This is a genomic window from Sphingobium mellinum, from assembly GCF_037860795.1.
Lineage (GTDB): Bacteria > Pseudomonadota > Alphaproteobacteria > Sphingomonadales > Sphingomonadaceae > Sphingobium > Sphingobium mellinum.
On sequence record NZ_JBANRK010000002.1, the window covers coordinates 452,294 to 471,363 of the forward strand.

At 64.8% G+C, this 19,070-nt stretch carries 21 protein-coding genes; 10 read left to right on the forward strand and 11 right to left on the reverse strand.

Annotated features, from left to right (window positions below; genetic code table 11):
- Window positions 1-2 precede the first annotated feature (2 nt).
- Window positions 3-863: a DUF3298 and DUF4163 domain-containing protein gene (locus tag AAC640_RS06570; RefSeq protein WP_340265372.1), complete on the reverse strand. Its 861-nt coding sequence runs from the start codon at window positions 861-863 to the stop codon at window positions 3-5.
- Window positions 863-1,063 carry a hypothetical protein gene (locus AAC640_RS06575; protein WP_340265287.1) on the reverse strand — a complete coding sequence of 67 codons (201 nt, stop codon included), beginning with the start codon at window positions 1,061-1,063 and terminating at the stop codon, window positions 863-865. Before AAC640_RS06575 ends, AAC640_RS06570 begins: the two co-directional genes overlap by 1 nt.
- Window positions 1,064-1,203: 140 nt before the next feature.
- On the opposite strand from AAC640_RS06575, the gene AAC640_RS06580 reads away from it, so the two are divergent.
- The 4 genes from AAC640_RS06580 to argC are packed head-to-tail and all read left to right on the forward strand — an operon-like array spanning window position 1,204 to window position 4,879.
- A complete protein-coding gene (locus tag AAC640_RS06580; protein ID WP_340265288.1) occupies window positions 1,204-2,607 on the forward strand; it encodes a leucyl aminopeptidase family protein in 1,404 nt (467 codons plus the stop codon).
- A 55-nt stretch (window positions 2,608-2,662) separates the two neighbouring features.
- Window positions 2,663-3,070 carry a MarR family transcriptional regulator gene (locus AAC640_RS06585; RefSeq protein ID WP_340265289.1) on the forward strand — a complete coding sequence of 136 codons (408 nt, stop codon included), beginning with the start codon at window positions 2,663-2,665 and terminating at the stop codon, window positions 3,068-3,070.
- Entirely contained in the window at window positions 3,030-3,938 is a 909-nt protein-coding gene (locus AAC640_RS06590) for a C40 family peptidase (protein ID WP_340265290.1), read from the forward strand. The genes AAC640_RS06585 and AAC640_RS06590 overlap by 41 nt, the downstream gene beginning before the upstream one ends.
- The gene (gene argC / locus AAC640_RS06595) at window positions 3,935-4,879 is read left to right on the forward strand and encodes an N-acetyl-gamma-glutamyl-phosphate reductase (protein WP_340265291.1); all 945 of its coding nucleotides are present in this window, start codon (window positions 3,935-3,937) and stop codon (window positions 4,877-4,879) included. The genes AAC640_RS06590 and argC overlap by 4 nt, the downstream gene beginning before the upstream one ends.
- 22 nt (window positions 4,880-4,901) lie before the next feature.
- Here the strand turns inward: argC and AAC640_RS06600 are convergent, their stop codons facing one another.
- On the reverse strand, window positions 4,902-5,111 hold the full coding sequence (locus AAC640_RS06600; protein ID WP_340265292.1) for a hypothetical protein: 210 nt from the start codon (window positions 5,109-5,111) through the stop codon (window positions 4,902-4,904).
- Between the two features lie 220 nt (window positions 5,112-5,331).
- Here AAC640_RS06600 and AAC640_RS06605 point away from each other — a divergent pair, with 220 nt between their 5' ends.
- On the forward strand, window positions 5,332-5,505 hold the full coding sequence (locus AAC640_RS06605) for a hypothetical protein (protein ID WP_340265293.1): 174 nt from the start codon (window positions 5,332-5,334) through the stop codon (window positions 5,503-5,505).
- Between the two features lie 60 nt (window positions 5,506-5,565).
- Window positions 5,566-6,894: a PQQ-dependent sugar dehydrogenase gene (locus tag AAC640_RS06610; RefSeq protein WP_340265294.1), complete on the forward strand. Its 1,329-nt coding sequence runs from the start codon at window positions 5,566-5,568 to the stop codon at window positions 6,892-6,894.
- A 9-nt stretch (window positions 6,895-6,903) separates the two neighbouring features.
- On the opposite strand, the gene AAC640_RS06615 is transcribed toward AAC640_RS06610, so the two are convergent.
- On the reverse strand, window positions 6,904-7,722 hold the full coding sequence (locus AAC640_RS06615) for an ATP-binding protein (protein ID WP_340265295.1): 819 nt from the start codon (window positions 7,720-7,722) through the stop codon (window positions 6,904-6,906).
- A 108-nt stretch (window positions 7,723-7,830) separates the two neighbouring features.
- Between AAC640_RS06615 and AAC640_RS06620 the strand changes: the two genes are divergently transcribed.
- Window positions 7,831-8,787, forward strand: a complete 957-nt coding sequence (locus AAC640_RS06620) for an L-threonylcarbamoyladenylate synthase (protein ID WP_340265296.1) — start codon at window positions 7,831-7,833, stop codon at window positions 8,785-8,787.
- A gap of 18 nt (window positions 8,788-8,805) precedes the next feature.
- Here AAC640_RS06620 and AAC640_RS06625 read toward each other — a convergent pair whose 3' ends face one another.
- The 7 genes from AAC640_RS06625 to AAC640_RS06655 form a co-directional block, all read right to left on the reverse strand.
- Window positions 8,806-9,075: a hypothetical protein gene (locus AAC640_RS06625; protein WP_340265297.1), complete on the reverse strand. Its 270-nt coding sequence runs from the start codon at window positions 9,073-9,075 to the stop codon at window positions 8,806-8,808.
- Window positions 9,076-9,175: 100 nt separating this feature from the next.
- Window positions 9,176-9,709 (reverse strand): peptide-methionine (S)-S-oxide reductase MsrA, encoded by a 534-nt coding sequence (msrA, locus tag AAC640_RS06630; RefSeq protein ID WP_340265298.1) that lies wholly within the window; start codon window positions 9,707-9,709, stop codon window positions 9,176-9,178.
- A gap of 42 nt (window positions 9,710-9,751) precedes the next feature.
- Window positions 9,752-11,458, reverse strand: a complete 1,707-nt coding sequence (locus AAC640_RS06635; RefSeq protein WP_340265299.1) for a long-chain-fatty-acid--CoA ligase — start codon at window positions 11,456-11,458, stop codon at window positions 9,752-9,754.
- A gap of 154 nt (window positions 11,459-11,612) precedes the next feature.
- Entirely contained in the window at window positions 11,613-12,296 is a 684-nt protein-coding gene (locus tag AAC640_RS06640) for a DUF1013 domain-containing protein (protein ID WP_340265373.1), read from the reverse strand.
- Between the two features lie 114 nt (window positions 12,297-12,410).
- Window positions 12,411-13,439, reverse strand: coding sequence for a glycosyltransferase family 4 protein (locus tag AAC640_RS06645; RefSeq protein WP_340265374.1), 1,029 nt, complete (start codon window positions 13,437-13,439; stop codon window positions 12,411-12,413).
- A 16-nt stretch (window positions 13,440-13,455) separates the two neighbouring features.
- A complete protein-coding gene (locus AAC640_RS06650; RefSeq protein WP_340265300.1) occupies window positions 13,456-14,319 on the reverse strand; it encodes a UDP-2,3-diacylglucosamine diphosphatase in 864 nt (287 codons plus the stop codon).
- A gap of 101 nt (window positions 14,320-14,420) precedes the next feature.
- Window positions 14,421-15,425, reverse strand: a complete 1,005-nt coding sequence (locus AAC640_RS06655) for an NAD(P)H-quinone oxidoreductase (RefSeq protein ID WP_340265301.1) — start codon at window positions 15,423-15,425, stop codon at window positions 14,421-14,423.
- A 101-nt stretch (window positions 15,426-15,526) separates the two neighbouring features.
- Between AAC640_RS06655 and AAC640_RS06660 the strand changes: the two genes are divergently transcribed.
- The 3 genes from AAC640_RS06660 to AAC640_RS06670 all read left to right on the forward strand — a co-directional run bounded on the left by AAC640_RS06660 (window position 15,527) and on the right by AAC640_RS06670 (window position 19,051).
- Entirely contained in the window at window positions 15,527-15,724 is a 198-nt protein-coding gene (locus AAC640_RS06660; RefSeq protein ID WP_340265302.1) for a DUF1192 domain-containing protein, read from the forward strand.
- 155 nt (window positions 15,725-15,879) lie between these two features.
- Complete coding sequence (clpA, locus tag AAC640_RS06665) at window positions 15,880-18,198, forward strand: ATP-dependent Clp protease ATP-binding subunit ClpA (RefSeq protein WP_340265303.1); 2,319 nt, start codon at window positions 15,880-15,882, stop codon at window positions 18,196-18,198.
- A gap of 223 nt (window positions 18,199-18,421) precedes the next feature.
- Entirely contained in the window at window positions 18,422-19,051 is a 630-nt protein-coding gene (locus tag AAC640_RS06670; RefSeq protein WP_340265375.1) for a glutathione S-transferase family protein, read from the forward strand.
- Window positions 19,052-19,070: the final 19 nt, after the last annotated feature.

Consider the following 19,070-nt stretch of genomic DNA (forward strand, 5'->3'; position numbering starts at 1 on the left):
TCTTATGATCCGGCCGCGAAGGCGTCCCGATATTCGGTCTTGATCACCTTCCGCATGGCGGCGTCGAGGGGCAGCTTCACTTCATAGGTGCCCTCGGCATAGGGGCCCGCGCTATATGGGCCGATGACGACGGTAATGCCGTCGATCAGCCTGCCGTTGCGCGATGTCGGCACCAGCACTTCCTGCATCGGATCGATGCATTGAGTGAAAGGATCGTCGCCGCGCATCACCGGCCCTCCGCGCTTTTGCGCGCGCGCCTTGTCGAGCCCGGCGCAGAAGCGATCATGAATGACCGACGCGAAGGCCGCAGCCGATGTCATGACGGCCTGCAGACTCGTTTCGCGGCGCCGCTCCTTGTCCCACAGCAGTGCCTTGTAGCTCGTCATGCCATGCGCGCCGCCCGTGTAGCTGTAGATGGTTGATCGCAGCGACAGGAAGCGCGGCGTGTCAGCCGTAACGGTCCAGCGTGTCTCCAGGCTGTGAGCGTGAAAGGGAAAGCCGGCCTCAGCCGCCGCTTTCTGGTCTTCCCGCGCCATCTTGAGCGCGTCGGCCTTTCCCGTGGTCAAGTCATTTCGCAGCTTGTCCGCGATCGCCGGGACGGCCGCAGCCTGTGCCGGCCAAGCATAGGCGAATTCCAGCAGACCCGTCTTTTCGGACTGCTCGAAAGGCCGGGACGGCGGCGCCGGTTGTTCGACGCCCGCCATCCGTTCGACATATTTGGCGGCCTTGGTAGCGGCGGGAGCGTCCTGCGCGCTGTTGTCGGCAGGGCCAGCCGTGTCAGCGGCCGGCGAACAGGCGCACAGTAGCGCGGCCGCCGCCAGCGGCAGCGGTCCGCGCCGGCCCACCCCTTCAGCCACCCGCATCAGTGCGGTTTGGCCGCCAGGCAACGCTCGCTGATCGCCTTGCGCGTATAGCTGCCCTGCAACGCCGCGGCGGCGTTCGCCCAACCCTCGGCGATCAGCGCCTGTTCGACCGCATGGGCGCCATCGAAGCGACCGCTTTCGGCAAGGACATAGGCACGGGCGCGCAGCGCCTGGATGCCGGCGTCTTCCTTGTGCATCATGTCGTCTCTCCTTCTTGATCGTGGATCGTCAATCTAGGCCTGTCGGCCGCACGACGCAAATCGGCGCGGGGTGGGCGGACCCTGCCGGAGGGCGAAAAGGGGGCTTTCCATTCGCCCCGCCTTTGTCCAGACTCTGTCCCATGACCGACTATGCCGACCTGCTCAAAGCGGATAACAATCAACCCGCCCATCTGATCCAGATCGTCGATGCCGAAAGCTTCGAATCCTGGCTTGGCGGGCAGCCCGAGCGGGTCCGCGCGATGATCCGGGCGCAGAAATTCTCTGGAAAGCCGCAGGAACACGCCATCGTCCCTGCGGAGGACGATTCAAGCTGGTCAGTGGTGGCGGGGGTCGCAAAGAGCGGCAAGCTCGGCAGCTGGTGTCTCGCGCGGCTGGCCGAGCAGTTGCCGGAGGGGCAATATCGGCTGGACGGAGCCACGGCGGGCGCTGCGATGCTGGGCTGGCTGAGCGCGCAATATCGCTTCGATCGCTACCGCAAGGAGGATACCCTCGCCGGCCCTCGCGTCCTGCTGACCAAGGATATCGCGCAGATCGAGGCGGCTGTGCGGCTGGCCGACGCGGTGGCGCTGGTTCGCGATCTGGTCAACACGCCCGCCGCCGACATGGGCCCGGCGGACCTAGAGGCGGCGACGGCGAAGGTAGCGGAGTCATTCGACGCGAGCCTGACCGTAACGCGCGGCGACGCCCTGGAGCAGGGATTTCCCATGATCCACGCGGTCGGCAAGGCCGCCGACCGCAGCTTCGCGCCCCGGCTGATCGAGCTGCGCTGGGGAGACCCCGCCCATCCGCGCATCGCCATTGTCGGCAAGGGCATCTGTTTCGACAGCGGCGGGCTCGACATCAAACCTTCCTCGGCCATGCGGCTGATGAAGAAGGATATGGGCGGCGCGGCCCATGCGGTGGCGCTGGCGCGGCTGGTCATGGGCGCGCGGTTGCCGGTGCGGCTGCACCTGCTGATCCCGGCGGCGGAAAATGCGGTGGGCGGCAATGCCTTCCGTCCCGGAGACATATTGCGCAGCCGCAAGGGGCTGTCGGTGGAAATTGGCAACACCGACGCGGAAGGGCGGCTGGTGCTGGGCGACGCCCTGACGCTGGCGGGCGAGGAGTCGCCGGAACTCATCATCGACTATGCGACGTTGACCGGCGCCGCGCGGGTCGCCGTCGGTCCCGACCTGCCGGCGCTTTTCACCAATGACGACAGCCTTGCCGCAGACATGGAGCGGATCGGCGGCGAGGTCGACGATCCCTGCTGGCGCCTGCCGCTGTGGGACGGCTATGCCGACATGCTCAAGTCCGACGTGGCGGACATCAACAATGCGGGCGAAGGGGGATTTGCAGGCGCGATCACGGCGGCGCTGTTCCTCAAGCGCTTCGTGCCAGATGGCACGCGGTGGCTTCATCTGGACACCTTCGCCTGGCGCCCCTCCCCCCGACCCGGTCGTCCCAAGGGCGGCGAAGCGCTGGGGCTGCGCTCCGTCTTTGCCCTGCTGCAGCAGCGCTACGGCACGCCAGCGCCGAAATGATCGTGCAACAGCAGGCCGTTACGCAACCGTATTCGCCATTGTGCGTTAGGGGGGCATGGATGCAGCATCTGCTCAGGACAAGGCCAATAATCCCGACCGCTCCGGCCTGAAGCCGCTCGGAGAATGGATGCGCACGCTGGTCGATTATGTACGGTCGGGCAAGCCTGACCTCACCAACCGGCAAATGGCCCTGATGATGACGGTTTATATCCGTTCGGGTCCCCATACCGTGCGGGGACTCGCAGAAGCGCTGAACGTCTCGAAGCCCGTCATCACGCGGGCGCTGAACAAGCTATCGGCGCTCGGTTACCTGCGGCGCGAGCGTGATGCGGCCGACCGGCGCAATATTTTCATCACCAGGACGCCCAAAGGGGCGGAATTTCTTGACGCCTTTCACCATTTCATCGCAGGAACCGGCCGCGATGAACCCCACGACCTCTCCTCCGCGGAACCCACCGCCTGAACGCATCCGTTTCAAATTGAGCGGCCGGTCCGTCACGCTGGACGGCCGGGTTCATGCGGCGCGCGGAGACCTTGCCGATATCTCCCTGGCAGGCGTGCTGTTTTCGGCGCATTATGCCCGAGCGATCGAACTGACCTGCGTTGCGGCGGGTACGCCCGTGCTTGCCGCCGCCTCTCCCGCCGCGACGGCCGTGAGCGAATTGCTGCGGGGCGAAAGCTTCCATGCGCTGGATATCACGACCGATTGGGCCTGGGGCTTTTGCGGGCATGACGGCTATGTCGGCTATGTCCGCCGCGAGGCGCTGGACCGGCACGAGGTGACCAATCACCGGATCTTCGCCGGCACCGCTCCGCTGTTCAGCGCCCCCGACATCAAGTCGCCGATCGCTGATTATTGGCCCGGCGGCGCGCAGTTCGCGGGCGAGCCGCAGGACGGTTTCGTCATGTGCAGCGACGGCTATGTCCATCACCGCCATGCCGTGGCGGCCGAGATATTGGAAAGCGACTGGGTGGCGGCGGCGGTGCGCTACCTTGGACAACCCTATGTCTGGGGCGGACGCGGGCATCGCGGCGTCGATTGTTCCGGCCTGGTCCAGGTCGCCCTGGGTCTGTGCGGCATCAAGACACCGCGCGACACCGACCTTCAGCGCGAAGGCATCGGATCGCCGATCCCGCCCGACGCACCCCTGCAACGGGGCGACTTCGTCTTTTTCCCGGGCCATGTCGGCATCATGACCGATGCGGCCCATATGGTTCACGCCAACGCGCACTGGATGGCCGTGGTCGTCGAGCCGCTGGCTGATGTCGTCGCCCGGCTGGCGGTCGACCATGCGGAACCGATCATCGCGCGGCGGAGGATCGGCGCATGACCCACAGGATTTTCATCGATGGGGGCGTCGGAACGACGGGGCTTGAGATCGTGGAGCGGCTCGCCGGTCGGCCCGAACTGTCCGTCGTCACCCTGGAGGGTGACCGGCGCAAGGATGCCGGGGCGCGCAAGGCAGAGTTGAACGCCGCCGACATCGTCATCCTGTGCCTGCCCGATGACGCCGCGCGCGAGGCGGTGACACTGATCGACAATGGCGAGACGCGCGTCATCGATGCGTCGACCGCCCATCGCGTGGCCGAAGGCTGGACCTACGGCTTTGCCGAACTGGAGCCGGGCCATCGGGAAAAGCTGAGCGCGGCGCGCTTCGTCGCCAATCCGGGCTGCTGGCCGACGGGCTTTCTTTCGCTGGTGCGGCCGCTGGTGCTGGCCGGGCTGCTGCCGGCGGACTGGCCGGTCACCGTCTCGGGCGCATCGGGCTATTCGGGCGGCGGCAGGTCGATGATCGCCGAATATGAAGGCGCTGACGGCGCACCGAGCGCCTTCCGGCCCTATGGCCTGTCCCTGGCGCACAAGCATGGGCCGGAGATGCTGCGTTATTCGGGCCTGCGGCATCCGCCCATCTTTGCGCCGGCGGTCGTGAATGCCTATCGCGGCATGATCGTCGAGGTTCCGCTCCAGCTGCATGCCATGCCGGGGGCGCCCAAGCTTGCGGATGTCCACGCGGCGCTTGCCGACGCCTATGCCGCATCGCCGATCGTCAGCGTCGCGACCCTCGCGGAAAGCGGCGGGATGGCGCAAGTGGCAATCGAGCATGTCGGCGCGACCGACAGGCTGGCGTTGTTCGTCTTTGGCAATGGGGCGACAGGTCAGGTGCGGCTGGTGGCCGCACTTGATAATCTGGGCAAGGGCGCGGCGGGCGCGGCCGTGCAGAATCTCAACATTCTGGCCGGCCTGCCGGAGACCGCCGGCCTGCGGCTCTGAGCGTCGCGGGCAAGCGGGCCGATCAGTGGATCGTGCCCAGCGGCGCCTCTTGCGTGAGCAGCACGATCAGCCGCTCGATCTGCCGCCAGCGGCAGAAGTGGATGTGATTGCCCAGGTCGCGGCTGCGGTCGGCCCGCGCGGCCGCTTCATAGCCGGCATTGTCGCCGAACATCGCCATCAGTTCAGCGGCGTCGTCGAAACTCTTTCGATCCGAAAGATATGGCAACTGCATCTGACCCCCCGACATCACCGACCCCGTAAAGCCTGCCGGCTTCAACCGCCATGCCAGTTGCGGGCAATGACGGCGCAGGGCGGGATTGAAGAGTGAAGGATCCGTTAGCCAAGTCCCGCACTGGCACAATCGTCCCCGATCAGGACGGCGCCGTCCCGAAACGGCGCGGGCGGGAAAGCGGCTGGCAATGCCGCGCCGAGCATGGCAAGGGAGCCGCATCATGACGACAGGCAAGAAAAATCCCACCGGAGCGGGCGCCATCATCGCCCTGTTGATCCTGGCCGGCACCATCCTGGGCGGGCTGATGGGGCAGCCCAGCGCGGGGCTGCTGACGGGGTGTGCGCTGGGCATCCTCATCGCGCTGCTGCTGTGGCTGCGCGAACGGGGAAAATAGGCCGGAAAGCAGCGAGGTCCGGCTTGCGAGCCGATGCGTCGCGGCATAGACATGGCGCCCATGAAAAAGCATCTGATCGCCCTGACCCTTATCCTGCTGGTTCTGATCGCCGGCGCCGTCTTCTACTTCGCGCAGGGCGATACCGCCGAGCTGCCCGCCGGGGCGGACACAGGCAAGGAGCCGGTCTTCACCGCACCGCGCAGCGAGATGATCCCGACGATCAATGTCGCCGCCGCCAGACCCTGGGGCGCGGGCGAGCAGCCGGTTGCCGCCAAGGGGCTGAACGTCGCTCGCTTTGCCGATGGCCTGGCCCACCCCCGTTCCCTGCTGACGCTGCCCAATGGCGACATATTGGTGGCGGAAACCAACAGCCCGCCGCGAGCCGGGGGCGGAATCGTCAACCGGGTCATGGTCTATCTGATGGACAAGGCGGGCGCCGGCGTGCCGTCGGCCAACCGCATCACCCTGCTGCGCGACGCCGATGGCGATGGCCGGGCTGAACTCAGGACGCCGTTCCTGACGGGCCTCAATTCCCCCTACGGCATGGCGCTGGTCGACAACACGCTCTATGTGGCGAACACCGACGCACTGATGGCCTATCCCTACAAGGCGGGGGAGACCCGGATCACCGCCAAGGGGCGCAAGATACTCAACCTGCCGGCTGCCGCGCCCAATTATCACTGGACAAAGAGCCTGGTGGCGGGTCCGACGGGCCTGCTCTATGTCGGCGTAGGGTCCAACAGCAATATCGCGGACAATGGCCTGGATGCGGAAGCCAATCGCGCCGCCATCCTGGAGGTCAACCCCAAGACCGGCGATTATCGCATCTTCGCGTCGGGCCTGCGCAATCCGGTGGGCCTGGCCTTCGAACCGCAGAGCGGCGCGCTGTGGGGTGTTGTGAATGAACGCGACATGCTGGGCAGCGATCTGGTCCCCGATTATCTGACCCGCGTTGAATTCGGGGCCTTTTATGGCTGGCCGTGGAATTATTGGGGTGGCTATGAGGATCGCCGGGTGCAGCCGCAACGGCCGGAGCTGCGCGAATATACCAAGCGGCCAGACTATGCGCTGGGCAACCATGTGGCTCCGCTGGGCCTCGCCTTTGCCGACAAGGTGAAGATCGGCGCCCCGTTCCTCAACGGCGCCTTCGTTGGCCTGCATGGCAGCTGGAACCGCAAGCCGGCGGCGGGCTACAAGGTCGTGTTCGTACCCTTCGGCGACAATGGCGAAGTGTCCAAGGCAAAGCCGATCGACGTGCTGACCGGCTTCCTGGGTCAGGATGGCAAAGCCCGGGGCCGGCCCGTCGACGTCGCCGCCGACGCCAGGGGGGCGTTGCTCGTCAGCGACGATGTCGGCGGCGCGGTGTGGCGCGTTACCGGGCCGCGATAAGCCCGACCGTCAGACCGCCCGGCCGTGGCGGCCCGCCAGCTCAACGACATATTGCCAGGCCACCCGCCCCGATCGGCTGCCCCGCTGCGTTGCCCACTGGATCGCTTCGAGCGGATCGAAGCTGAGGCCCAGGCTAGTGGCATAGCCGGTGACGATGTCGACATAGGCCCGTTGATCGATCGCGTGGAAGCCAAGGCTGAGGCCGAAACGGTCCGACAGCGCCATCTTGTCATCGACGGCATCGCGCGGGTTGATCGGATCGTCCTGCTCCGACAGATGGCGAGGCACGATATGGCGGCGGTTGGACGTGACGTAGAGGCGGACATTGGCCGGGCGCGCCGTGGTTCCCCCTTGAAGCAGGGATCGGAGCGCGCGGGCATCCTCGCTGGCATGTTCGTCAAAACCCAGGTCGTCCAGAAACAGGACGAAAGCGCGCTGGGCGTCGCGCAGCAGGGCGAAGAGGCGCGGCAGGCTCGCCAGTTCGTCGATCGCGCATTGCACCAGCGCGATGTCCTGCCCCTGTCGTTGCAGCCGGTCGATGACGGAGGCGACCACGGCTGACTTGCCGCTGCCGCGCGCGCCCCAGAGCAGCACGTCATGGGCCGCATGACCTGCCGCATGACGGCGCGTATTTTCCAGCAGCGCGCCTTTCTGCGCGTCAATGCCGGTCAGCAGGTCATAGTCGACCGGCGCGAATTGTTCGACCGGGCTAATCGACGCGCCATTCCACACATAGGCGGGAGCGCCGGCCAGATCGGACGAGGAAGCGGGCGGCGGCGCGATCCGTTCCAGCGCTTCGGCTATGCGGGTCAAAAGGGCGTCGTTCATGGCCGCGCCTTACCCCGCCCCCGGCATGCGGGCAAGCAGGCGAGCAGCGTCATCCTTGTGTAGCAATGGCCTTTTACTCGTAGTCTGCGGGGTCTATAGCGCGGGGTCGTGACGATCGCTAATCCAGTCTTTTCCACCAGGGTCTGCCGCTACGGCGCGGAAGGCCTGCGCGAGGCCGCGCTGCTGATCCGGGCGGGTGAGCCAGTCGCCGTGCCGACGGAAACAGTCTATGGCCTGGCGGCTGACGCGACGGATTCCAGCGCGGTCGCGGCCATCTACAGCGCGAAGGGACGGCCCAGCTTCAACCCGCTGATCGTGCATGTCGCGGATCGCGAGATGGCGGAGCGGCTGGCCATCTTCTCGCCGGTCGCGGACAGGCTTGCCGACCGCTTCTGGCCGGGCGCGCTGACCCTGGTGCTGCCGGTGCGGGACGACAGCGGCCTGTCGCCCCTGGTGATGGCGGGACTGCCGACCGTCGCGTTACGCCTTCCCGCACATCCGGCGATGCGCGCGCTCATCAGGGAGAGCGGACGGCCGCTCGCCGCGCCGTCCGCCAACCGCAGCGGTGCGATCAGCCCGACGCGCGCCGATCATGTGCTGGCCAGCCTCGACGGCAGGATCCGGCTGATACTGGACGAAGGCCCGACCAGCGAGGGACTGGAATCCACCATCGCGGCGCCGGAAGCCGACCGCATCCGCCTGTTGCGCCCGGGTCCGGTGAGCGCGGCCATGCTGGAAGAAGCGACGGGCCTGCCGGTAACCATCGGCGGGGCCGACGAGAAGATCGAAGCGCCGGGCCAGCTGGAAAGCCACTATGCGCCGTCGAAGCCGGTGCGTTTGAACGCCCTGCGGGCGCAGGAGGATGAATATCTGATCGGCTTCGGGCTGATGCCCTGCAATATCAATCTCAGCCCGGACGCGGATATTCAGGAAGCCGCCGCCAACCTGTTCGCCGCCCTGCATGTGGCCGACGCCAGCAGGGCGGCCCGCATCGCCGTGGCGCCCATCCCGAACGAGGGGATCGGCATCGCGATCAACGACCGGTTGAGGCGAGCGGCGGCCTGACCCGAGCGGCGGACGCGATCAGCCGCAATCATCGTAGCCCGCGCGCCGGCAATCGCGGCGGCGCTGCTCCTCGGCCTTCTTGCGTTCGCGCGCCTCGCGCGCTTCCTGCTTGCGCATCTTCTTGCGGCCATAGTTGCGATCGGCCTCATCCTGGCTGGTCGTGGCCCAGTCCGCCACCTGCGCGCCCGCCCGTACCGGCATCGTCGCGACATTGACTGCGGTCCTGGCAATGCAACACGGCAGCGTCAACATCAGGGCAGGCAGCGCCAGCGTGCAGATTTTACGCATGATGTCCAATCACCCTCATTTTCCGCCCGCCTGCCACGCTCCTGATTAACCTCAGCCTAAGCGCGCCTCTTTCTGCGATCAACCGCAGGCGGCAGGGGGATCAGCCGTCAATCCGATCGGCAAAGCCCTTGCGCAGCTTGGCGAGCTTGGGAGGGATGACGGCGATGCAATAGGGATTGCGATCGCCTACCCGGTCCCAATATTTCTGATGATAATCCTCTGCCGGATACCAGGGCGCATCGGCTTCGATCGTGGTGACGATCGGGCTGGTGTGATCCGGCTGGGCGCGCGCGATCGCCGCCTTTGCTTCCGCCGCCTGATCGGGCGAATGGGGAAAGATCGCCGAGCGATATTGCGTGCCGATGTCGTTACCCTGCCGGTTCAACGTCGTCGGATCATGCGTCGCGAAGAAAATATCCAGCAAATCAGCATAGGAAATAACCGCCGGATCGTAGGTGACGCGGATGGCCTCGGCATGGCCGGTGCCGCCCGAACACACCGCCTCATAGGTCGGATCAGCGACGGCGCCGCCGATATAGCCGCTTTCGACCGCACTGACGCCTTTCAGATTCTGATACACCGCCTCGGTACACCAGAAGCAGCCTCCCGCTAGCGTCGCAATCTCCTGGGCCATGTCCTGTTCCTCATCATGTCTGGCCGCAGGAGATAGGAACGCTCAGCCCGTCCGTCCAGTTGGGGCGGACGCGGTTTCGGCCTTGGCCCGTTCTTCCGCCACCAGTTCCTTGCGCGAAAGCTTGCCCACGAGCGTTCGCGGGAGGTTCGCCCGCACTTCCACCTCGCGCACCTTTTCATGCTTGCCCAGTTGCGGATTGAGCCATTCCCGGAGTGCAGGGCCGTCAACGTCGGCGTCTTCCCGGAGCGTCACGAACGCCTTGGGACATTCGCCGTGATAGGAATCCGGCACCCCGATCACCAGCGCCTCCTTGACGGCCGGATGATGATAGAGGACCGCCTCGACCTCGCTCGGGAAAACCTTGAACCCGCCGACGGAAATCATGTCCTTCAGCCGATCGACGATCTTCACATAGCCATCCTCGTCGATCAGCCCGACGTCGCCGGTTCGCAGCCACTCGCCGATGAACACGTCCCTGTCGGCGTCCGGGCGCTTCCAATAACCCTTCATGATCTGCGGCCCGGCAAAGACCAGCTCGCCCGGTTCGCCCTTGGGCGGCGGGCGGGTCGGGTCCTCCCGATCGACCAGCTTCACGCGGGTGCCGGGGACGGGCTGCCCGACGGTGCCAGCCTTGTTCAGCCCTTCATAGGGGTTGGAACACACGACCGGGCTGCTTTCAGTGAGGCCATAGCCTTCGACCAGTTTCGCGCCGGTGGCCGCCTCGAAACGCTGCTTCAGTTCCAGAGGCAGCGGCGCCCCGCCCGATATGCACAGGCGCAGCGAGGAAAAATCGATGTTGGGCGTGGCGGGATGATCCAGCAGCGCCTGATACATGGTCGGCACGCCGGGCATCGAACTCGGTTTCGTGCGCTGCACCGCTGCCAGCACCTGTACCGCCTCGAACCGGGGCAGCATCACCATCTCGCCGCCGTTCAGCACCGTGCGATTGAGCACGCAGGTATTGGCGAAAACATGGAAGAAGGGCAGCACCGCGATGATGCGATCGACGGCTTCGGGCTGCGGATCGATCAACCGGACCTGGCGGGCGTTGGCGGTCAGGTTCTGATGCGTCAGCATCGCGCCCTTGGGGCGCCCGGTGGTGCCGCCGGTATATTGCAGCAGCGCGACATCGTTCACCGGATCGATGACCACAGGCGCGGGATCGTCGCCATGATGCAGCAGGTCGGCATAATGGCTGATGCGCGCGTCGTGCGGGATCGGCAGCGTTTCCTTACCCTTGAACAGGCGGAAGAGCACGGACTTGGTCGGCGGCAGCGCCTCCGCCACGCAGCCCACGACCAGCCTTTCAAGGCTGCTGTTGTCCAACACTTCCAAGGCCGTTGGCAGCAATGCCCTGGCCGACAGGGTGAAGAGGATTTTGGTGCCGCTGTCCTCGACCTGATGCTCCAGTTCGGCAGCGGAGTAGAGCGGCGAAAAATTGACGACCGTCGCCCCGGCCATCATCGCTCCATAATAGGCGGCGACATAATGCGGCACGTTGGGCAGATAGAGGCCGACCCGGTCGCCCTGCTGCACGCCCATCTGCTGCAACCCCCTGGCGACGCGGCGGATGGTGTGGAGCATTTCGCCGTACGTGGTGTGCCGACCCATGAAATCGATCATCGGCGCGTCGGACTTCGCCGTGGCGCTGGCGACAACCATGTCGACCATCGACATCGGGGGGAAAGCCTGATCCCAGGCGACCGGATGATTATAATGGTCTTTCCAGACCTCTTTGCCGCTCTCCATTGAACAAACCCTAGGTCAGGCGACCACTTTACGCAAGCGTAAAGCAGAAAGGGCGCCGGGGCCATGGCGGGGGTGAAACGACAAACGCCATGCCGACCGGGGTCAGCATGGCGTCGAAGCTTAGGCCGTTATCGATGTCCGCGCGGGCAGGAAATCAAACATGCCCCTTATTGTCGCTGAACGGGTCCAGTATCCTGGCAGCACCCGAAATCAGTTCGGACTCGCTCTTGAGCGCCTCTTCCGCGCGGCGGGCGGCATCATCGCGTTCGCGGCGCAGTTCCTCGATCAGCGCCTCGCGGTCACCGTCCAGGCGCGAATCGGTGGGTGCCTCGATCCCGGCTTTCTTCGCTGCCCGCGTAACCAGCGCATCCAGTTCCCGCTGCGAGCAGAGACCCAGCGTCACCGGGTCCTTGGGAACGATGTTGGAGATGTTCCAGTGCGTGCGGTCGCGGATCGCGGCAATCGTGGTGCGCGTGGTGCCAATCAGCTTGCCGATCGCGCCGTCCGAAATTTCCGGGTGATTGCGCAGGATCCAGGCTATGCCGTCCGGCTTATCCTGCCGCTTGGAAACCGGCGTGTAGCGCGGCCCCTTGGTGCGGCGGACGGGCTCCGGCCCTTTCAGCATCTTCAGGCGATAGTCGGGATTGCTCTCGCCCTTGTGGATTTCCTCCATCGTGACTTCATGCGCGCGCACGGGATCGCGGCCGGTATATTTGGTGCCGGCGGTATCATCGGCGATCGCCTGCACTTCCAGAATGTGCAGCCCGCAAAAATCCGCGATCTGATCGAAGCTCAGCGCGGTATTGTCGACCAGCCAGCTGGCGGTCGCATGGGGCATGAGAGGCTGGGACACAGGAATTCTCCGGCACTAAAAATGACAAGGGCCGCCCAAGCAGGGCGGCCACGCCCGACCTGAGATAATGCATCCCTTGCCGCCGGGCAAGGAAAAGCGTCAGGCCGCGCTGTCCATCAGCTGCGGATCGATGCAGTGGAGCCCTGTAAGGAACTCCTGAACGCTGCGTTCCCAACTGAAGCTGCGACCGTATGCGACGCAGGCCTTGCTGTCGCATAGCAGCGCGGCGGCGATGGCATCCTCGATCCGGTCGGACAGCGCGCCGCTGTCCGGGGTGATTATGTCGATCGGGCCGGTCACCGGATAGCCGGCAACCGGCGTCCCGCAGGCGAGCGCCTCGATCATCACCAGGCCGAATGTGTCGGTCCGGCTGGGGAAGACGAAGACGTCCGCGCCGGCATAGACGCCGGCGAGGTCGGCGCTGAACATCGCGCCCAGGAAATGCGCGTCGGGATAGGCGCGCTCCAGCGTCGAACGGGCCGGGCCATCGCCCACCACCACCTTGGTGCCCGGATGGTCGTTCGCCAGAAAGGCTTCGAGGTTTTTTTCGACAGCGACCCGGCCGACGTAGAGCTGGATCGGCCGGGGAAGTTGCGCGAACAGCGCGGGCGGCGGCGCGTCCGGCGTGAAGGCGGTCAGGTCCACTCCCCTGCCCCACGCGCGCACCTGCGGCAGGCCGTGGGCGCGCAACTGCTGGCGCACCGACCGGGTCGACGCCAGCACGGCGCGGGCTGGCCCATGGAACCAGCGGATATAGCGCCAGAACCACGCAGCCGGCAGCCCCGTGCGATGGGCGAGATAGTCGGGAAAATGGGTGTGATAGGCGGTAGTGAAAGGCACCCCGCCCCGGATGCACCAGCGCCGCGCGGCCAGACAGAGCGGTCCTTCGGTCGCGAGGTGGACCGCGTCCGGACGGAAAGCGGCGATCGCCTGCCCCACCACGCTCGACCGCGCGAAGGCCAGGCGGATTTCCGGATAGGTGGGGCACGGAAGGGACGGGTAGAGATCGGGCGAGATCACCCTCACCGCGTGTCCCATCTTCTCCAGTTCGGAATGCATCGTCTGGAGCGTGCGGACCACCCCGTTCACCTGCGGCGACCAGGCATCCGTGACGACCACGATCCGCATCGGCTCGGTCACCCTGTCAGGCCGCGATCCGGGCGGGCGTGTCCATGCCGCGCGCCGCGATCTCGTCCGCCCAGTGCAGCACTTCCATGCGCCCGTCGAAATGTTCGACGAGCGCCGTGCAGCCTTCCACCCAATCGCCGTCATTATAATAATCGATGCCGGCGATCTGGCGCATTTCGGCATTATGGATATGGCCGCACACCACGCCGTCGACCCCGCGCGTCGCCGCTTCGTGCGCCACCACATCCTCGAACTTGGAAATGAACTCGACCGCGTTCTTGACCTTGTGCTTGGCCATCTTGCTCAGCGACCAGTAAGGCAGCCCCATACGCTGCCGCACCGCGTTGACGATGACGTTGAGGCGCATCATCATCGTGTAGGCCGCGTCGCCCACGAAGGCGAGCCAGCGGTGCGCCAGCATGATCGTGTCGAACTCGTCGCCATGCAGAACCAGCAGCTTGCGGTCGTCGGCGGTGATGTGGATCGCCTTGCGCCGGATTTCGACCCCACCGAAGCTCATGCCGGTGAACTGGCGGAACATTTCGTCATGGTTGCCGGGGATATAGACGACGCGCGTGCCGCGCTTGGCTCGTTTCATCACTCGCCAGACCACGTCATTGTGCGCCGCCGGCCAGTAAAAGCGCCTCTTCAGCCGCCACCCGTCGATGATGTCGCCGACCAGGTACATGGTGTCGCTATCGACGCTGTCGAGAAAGTCGATCAGCATCCGGGCGTTGCAGCCGCGCGTGCCAAGATGAATATCGGAAATCCAGATTGTGCGATAGCGGCGGCGCTCGCCTTCCCGTTCGGCAATCTCGAAGTCCGCGCCATGGCCTTCCTCAAGGTCTGCAAGGAAAGGCAAGCGGGAGATGGCATTCATGATCCGACCCCTCGGAACGATTATCCTCGGGATCGAATCCTTAGCGGCTGCATGTTACAGTTCCGCACCGGATATGACGCCTGTGTGACGGCGTGACGGGATCAGACCGTCAGCACGATCTTGCCGAAATGGTCGCCTCCGTCGATGCGCGCATGCGCCTCAGCAGCCTGCGTCAGGGGAAAGCGCGTATCCATGGCAGGCCGCAGCTTGCCCTGTTCGACGAAGGGCCACACGACCCGCATCAGTTCATCTGCCACCAGGCTCTTGAAGGCGGAGGACCGCGGTCGCAGGGTTGACCCGGTGAGCGTCAGCCGCTTGCTCATGAGCGCCGGCAGGAAGATCGTCGCCTTGGCGCCTGCCTGCATCGCGATGGATATGTGACGTCCATCGTCAGCCAGGCATTGCAGGTTACGAGGGACATAGTCGCCGCCCACCATGTCGAGCACCGCCTGAACACCTCTGCCTCCGGTGATCCGATTCACTTCGGAAACGAAATCCTGTGCGCGGTAATTGATTGCATGATGTGCGCCCCAGCTTCTTGCCTGGTCGCATTTGGCGTCGCTGCCGCAGGTGACGATGATCGTGATATCGAACAGCCGGCAGAGCGAAATCGCCATGGTGCCAATGCCGCTGGTTCCGCCATGGACCAACACCGCGTCGCCGGCGACGACATAGGCCCGCTCGAACAGGTTGGTCCATACGGTGAAGAGCGTTTCCGGCAGCGCTGCCGCTTCGACCAGATCATAGCCGTCAGGCACGGGCAGGCACTGCCCGGCCGGCGCCACCGCATATTCGGCATAGCCGCCCCCGGCCAGCAGCGCGCATACTCGCTGCCCGACCAGCTGATCCGCGCCCGCGCCTGCCGCGACGATCGTCCCCCCGACCTCCAGCCCGGGTATATCGGACGCTCCTGGCGGTGGCGGGTATTTGCCCTGCCGCTGCAACACGTCCGGACGATTGACGCCCGCTGCCGCGACGCGGATCAGCACTTCATCGGCGGCGGGAACAGGGACGGGACGGCGCTCGATCACCAGCGCCTCAGGCCCGCCAGGCACCGGCGCAACGATCGCGATCATCTCGTCCGGCAATGCATTCCCAAGCGCCATGAAGCCGCCCCTTCGCGCTGATGTTGCGCCGCACTCGAAATCGACGAACGGCCATCTGCGCCTTATTGACAGACTGACCCGGGCGGTCAACATTGCACCTCATGGACATGGACGACGATCGCCCGGCAAAAGCCGATGATCCGCTGGCCCAACTGCTTAGACAGGATCTGGGGCCGCTGTCCGTGACCGATCTGGAAGCGCGCATCACAGCGCTGGAGGGTGAGATAGCCCGCACCCGATCAAAAATTGAAGACGCCGTTAACCACAAGACAACTGCCGAGGCGTTATTCAAGCGATGAACCCGCGCCCTGCCCTTTGCGACTCTTCAAATGGTCTCGACGGGCACGGGCAGTCTGGCAATTCCGGTGGTCAGGATACCCATCTTGATCCGCTGTCGAGCAATGCCGACATATGGTTCAAGACAGCCCCTCAAATGGGGTCAGGAGTATAAGACATGCCATCTTTCGCACCCGCCCTTGAAACCACCCTGCACAACGCGCTGACCCACGCGTCGGAGCGGCGTCACGAATATGCGACGCTGGAGCATCTGCTCCTCGCGCTGATCGACGATGAACATGCGTCGAAGGTGATGCAGGCATGCGGTGTGGAGCTTGGCGAACTGGGCGACGCCGTCACCCAGTATCTCGACAGTGAACTCGACAGTCTCAAGGTCGAGGGTTCAACCGACCCCTCCCCGACCAGCGGCTTCCAGCGTGTTGTCCAGCGCGCCATCCTGCACGTCCAATCCTCGGGGAAAGACGAAGTGACCGGCGCCAATGTGCTCGTCGCGCTTTTCTCCGAGAGGGAGAGCTACGCCGTCTATTTCCTCCAGCAGCAGGACATGAGCCGCCTGGATGCCGTGAGCTATATCAGCCATGGCGTCGGTAAGGGGACGGCCGCACCTGAGCAGCGCGAAACCAAGGGCGCTCAGGAAGAGGAAAAGAAGACTCAGGACAGCAAGGGCAAGAAGGACAGTGCCTTGGAGCAGTTCACGGTCAACCTCAATGAGAAGGCGGCGCGGGGCAAGGTTGACCCGCTGATCGGCCGTAGCGCCGAAGTCGACCGGACGATCCAGATCCTGTGCCGCCGGTCCAAGAACAACCCGCTCTATGTGGGCGATCCGGGCGTGGGTAAGACCGCCATCGCGGAGGGCCTCGCGCGCAAGATCGTCGAGGGCGAGGTGCCCGACGTGCTCAAGGAAGCGGTGATCTACTCGCTCGACATGGGCGCGCTGCTCGCCGGGACGCGCTATCGCGGCGATTTTGAGGAGCGGCTGAAGGCGGTCGTGACCGAACTGGAAAAGATGCCGCATGCGGTGCTCTTCATCGACGAAATCCACACCGTGATCGGCGCTGGCGCGACCAGCGGCGGAGCGATGGATGCGTCGAACCTCCTGAAGCCCGCGCTGTCGGGCGGCACGATCCGCTGTATCGGTTCAACCACCTACAAGGAGTTCCGCAATCATTTCGAAAAGGACCGCGCGCTGCTGCGCCGGTTCCAAAAGATCGACGTGAACGAGCCTACGGTCGAGGACACAATCAAGATCCTCGCCGGGCTGCGCAGCGCCTTTGAGGAGCATCACAACGTCCGCTACACGCCCGACGCGATCAAGGCGGCGGTGGAGCTTTCGGCGCGCTACATCAACGACCGCAAGCTGCCCGACAAGGCGATCGACGTGATCGACGAGGTCGGCGCGATGCAGATGCTGGTGGTGCCCAGCAAGCGCAAGAAGACCATCACGCCCAAGGAGATCGAGCAGGTCATCGCCACCATGGCCCGCATCCCCCCCAAGACCGTGTCCGCGGACGACAAGTCGGTGCTGGAAACGCTCGACACGGATCTGAAGCGCGTGGTGTTTGGCCAGAACCGGGCGATCGAGGTGCTGTCCTCCGCGATCAAGCTGTCGCGAGCGGGCCTGCGCGATCCCGACAAGCCGATCGGCAACTATCTGTTTTCCGGCCCCACCGGCGTCGGCAAGACGGAAGTCGCGCGCCAGCTTGCCAATCTGCTCGGCATCCCCCTGCAGCGGTTCGACATGTCCGAATATATGGAGCGGCATTCGGTCAGCCGCCTGATCGGTGCGCCTCCGGGCTATGTGGGTTATGATCAGGGTGGCCTGCTGACCGATGCGGTCGACCAGCAACCGCACAGCGTGCTGCTGCTGGACGAGATCGAGAAGGCACATCCCGACCTGTTCAACATCCTGTTGCAGGTGATGGACAACGGGCGCCTGACCGATCATCACGGCAAGACGGTGGATTTCCGTAACACCATCCTCATCATGACCACCAACGCCGGCGCTTCCGACATGGCGAAGGAAAGCATCGGCTTCGGCGAATTGACCCGCGAGGATGCGCAGGAAGATGCGGTGAAGAAGCTCTTCACTCCGGAATTTCGCAATCGTCTCGATGCGATCGTGCCGTTCGGCTATCTGCCGCCAGAGATCGTTGCCCGGGTCATCGACAAGTTCGTGCTCCAGCTCGAACTGCAACTGGCCGACCGCGACGTGCATATCACGCTGGATGACGAGGCGAAGAAATGGCTCACCAAGAAGGGCTATGACAAGCTGTACGGCGCGCGTCCGATGGGCCGCCTGATGCAGGAGAAGATCAAGCAGCCCCTGGCCGAGGAACTGTTGTTCGGAAAGCTCGTCCATGGCGGCGAAGTCCATGTTCGCCTGAAAGACGATGCCCTCGCCTTCGAAATCACGCCTTCCGCGCCCAAGAAGGGCAAGAAGGGTGGAAAGGCGAAGCCGGCGGAACCGGCCAAATAAGGCCAAGACCTCAGAATAGTCGAGACAGGGCGGTCCATTTGGACCGCCCTTTTTTCTAGCTCCTGTCTCACCGGCCCTGCAGCCCTTGTCCCGAAAGGTCTGGAAATCTTCCCGACCATCCCATCGACAGGCAACCTCCTCTTTTGAGCTGTGGACCAGAAGAGGCTCGCGGTTCATCATCCCGGCGCGGGCAAGCAGCCGTCATGCAACTGAAAGGACCTCAATCGTGACTGGTATCACCCTCTACACCAATCCCATGTCCCGAGGGCAGATTGCCCGCTGGATACTGGAGGAAGTTGGACAACCGTATGAAATGGTCATCCTGGACTATGACAGCGGCATGAAGGCGCCTGACTATCTGGCGATCAATCCCATGGGCAAAGTCCCCGCCATCGTCCACGCCGGCAAGGTGGTGACGGAATGCGCTGCGATATGCGCCTATCTGGCCGATGCTTTCCCCGCCGCTCGCCTCGCGCCATCACCCGACGATCGCGCGGCCTATTATCGCTGGCTCTTCTTCGCCGCCGGGCCGGTGGAAGCGGCCGTCACCAACAAGGCCTTGGGCTTTGAGGTTCCCGAAGGCCGGGAGCGCATGGCGGGCTATGGCACATTCGATCGCACGATCGATGCACTGGAAAGCGCCGTTTCCGGCCCGGCCTGGATCTGCGGCGATCAGTTCACGGCCGCGGACGTCTATGTCGGGGCGCAGATCGACTGGGGCCTGAGCTTCGGCACGATGCCCAGCTGCCCTGCCTTCGAGGCCTATGCCGCCCGGCTGCGCGAACGACCCGCCTACCAGCGCCAGAAGGAACTGGACAACGCCCTGATCGCGCAGATGCAGAAGCCCGCCTAAAAGAAAAGGCCCGGCGGAT

Excerpts from the sequence above, each read along its gene's own strand:
- AAC640_RS06660 (WP_340265302.1), top strand. The coding sequence starts at position 15,527 with ATGGACATGGACGACGATCGCCCGGCAAAAGCCGATGATCCGCTGGCC.
- AAC640_RS06570 (WP_340265372.1), bottom strand. The coding sequence starts at position 863 with ATGCGGGTGGCTGAAGGGGTGGGCCGGCGCGGACCGCTGCCGCTGGCG.
- AAC640_RS06640 (WP_340265373.1), bottom strand. The coding sequence starts at position 12,296 with ATGCCCCATGCGACCGCCAGCTGGCTGGTCGACAATACCGCGCTGAGC.
- AAC640_RS06605 (WP_340265293.1), top strand. The coding sequence starts at position 5,332 with ATGACGACAGGCAAGAAAAATCCCACCGGAGCGGGCGCCATCATCGCC.
- AAC640_RS06585 (WP_340265289.1), top strand. The coding sequence starts at position 2,663 with ATGGATGCAGCATCTGCTCAGGACAAGGCCAATAATCCCGACCGCTCC.
- AAC640_RS06625 (WP_340265297.1), bottom strand. The coding sequence starts at position 9,075 with ATGCGTAAAATCTGCACGCTGGCGCTGCCTGCCCTGATGTTGACGCTG.
- AAC640_RS06635 (WP_340265299.1), bottom strand. The coding sequence starts at position 11,458 with ATGGAGAGCGGCAAAGAGGTCTGGAAAGACCATTATAATCATCCGGTC.
- AAC640_RS06575 (WP_340265287.1), bottom strand. The coding sequence starts at position 1,063 with ATGATGCACAAGGAAGACGCCGGCATCCAGGCGCTGCGCGCCCGTGCC.
- AAC640_RS06580 (WP_340265288.1), top strand. The coding sequence starts at position 1,204 with ATGACCGACTATGCCGACCTGCTCAAAGCGGATAACAATCAACCCGCC.
- clpA (WP_340265303.1), top strand. The coding sequence starts at position 15,880 with ATGCCATCTTTCGCACCCGCCCTTGAAACCACCCTGCACAACGCGCTG.
- msrA (WP_340265298.1), bottom strand. The coding sequence starts at position 9,709 with ATGGCCCAGGAGATTGCGACGCTAGCGGGAGGCTGCTTCTGGTGTACC.
- AAC640_RS06600 (WP_340265292.1), bottom strand. The coding sequence starts at position 5,111 with ATGCAGTTGCCATATCTTTCGGATCGAAAGAGTTTCGACGACGCCGCT.
- AAC640_RS06610 (WP_340265294.1), top strand. The coding sequence starts at position 5,566 with ATGAAAAAGCATCTGATCGCCCTGACCCTTATCCTGCTGGTTCTGATC.
- AAC640_RS06645 (WP_340265374.1), bottom strand. The coding sequence starts at position 13,439 with ATGCGGATCGTGGTCGTCACGGATGCCTGGTCGCCGCAGGTGAACGGG.
- AAC640_RS06590 (WP_340265290.1), top strand. The coding sequence starts at position 3,030 with ATGAACCCCACGACCTCTCCTCCGCGGAACCCACCGCCTGAACGCATC.
- AAC640_RS06655 (WP_340265301.1), bottom strand. The coding sequence starts at position 15,425 with ATGGCGCTTGGGAATGCATTGCCGGACGAGATGATCGCGATCGTTGCG.
- AAC640_RS06650 (WP_340265300.1), bottom strand. The coding sequence starts at position 14,319 with ATGAATGCCATCTCCCGCTTGCCTTTCCTTGCAGACCTTGAGGAAGGC.
- AAC640_RS06615 (WP_340265295.1), bottom strand. The coding sequence starts at position 7,722 with ATGAACGACGCCCTTTTGACCCGCATAGCCGAAGCGCTGGAACGGATC.
- argC (WP_340265291.1), top strand. The coding sequence starts at position 3,935 with ATGACCCACAGGATTTTCATCGATGGGGGCGTCGGAACGACGGGGCTT.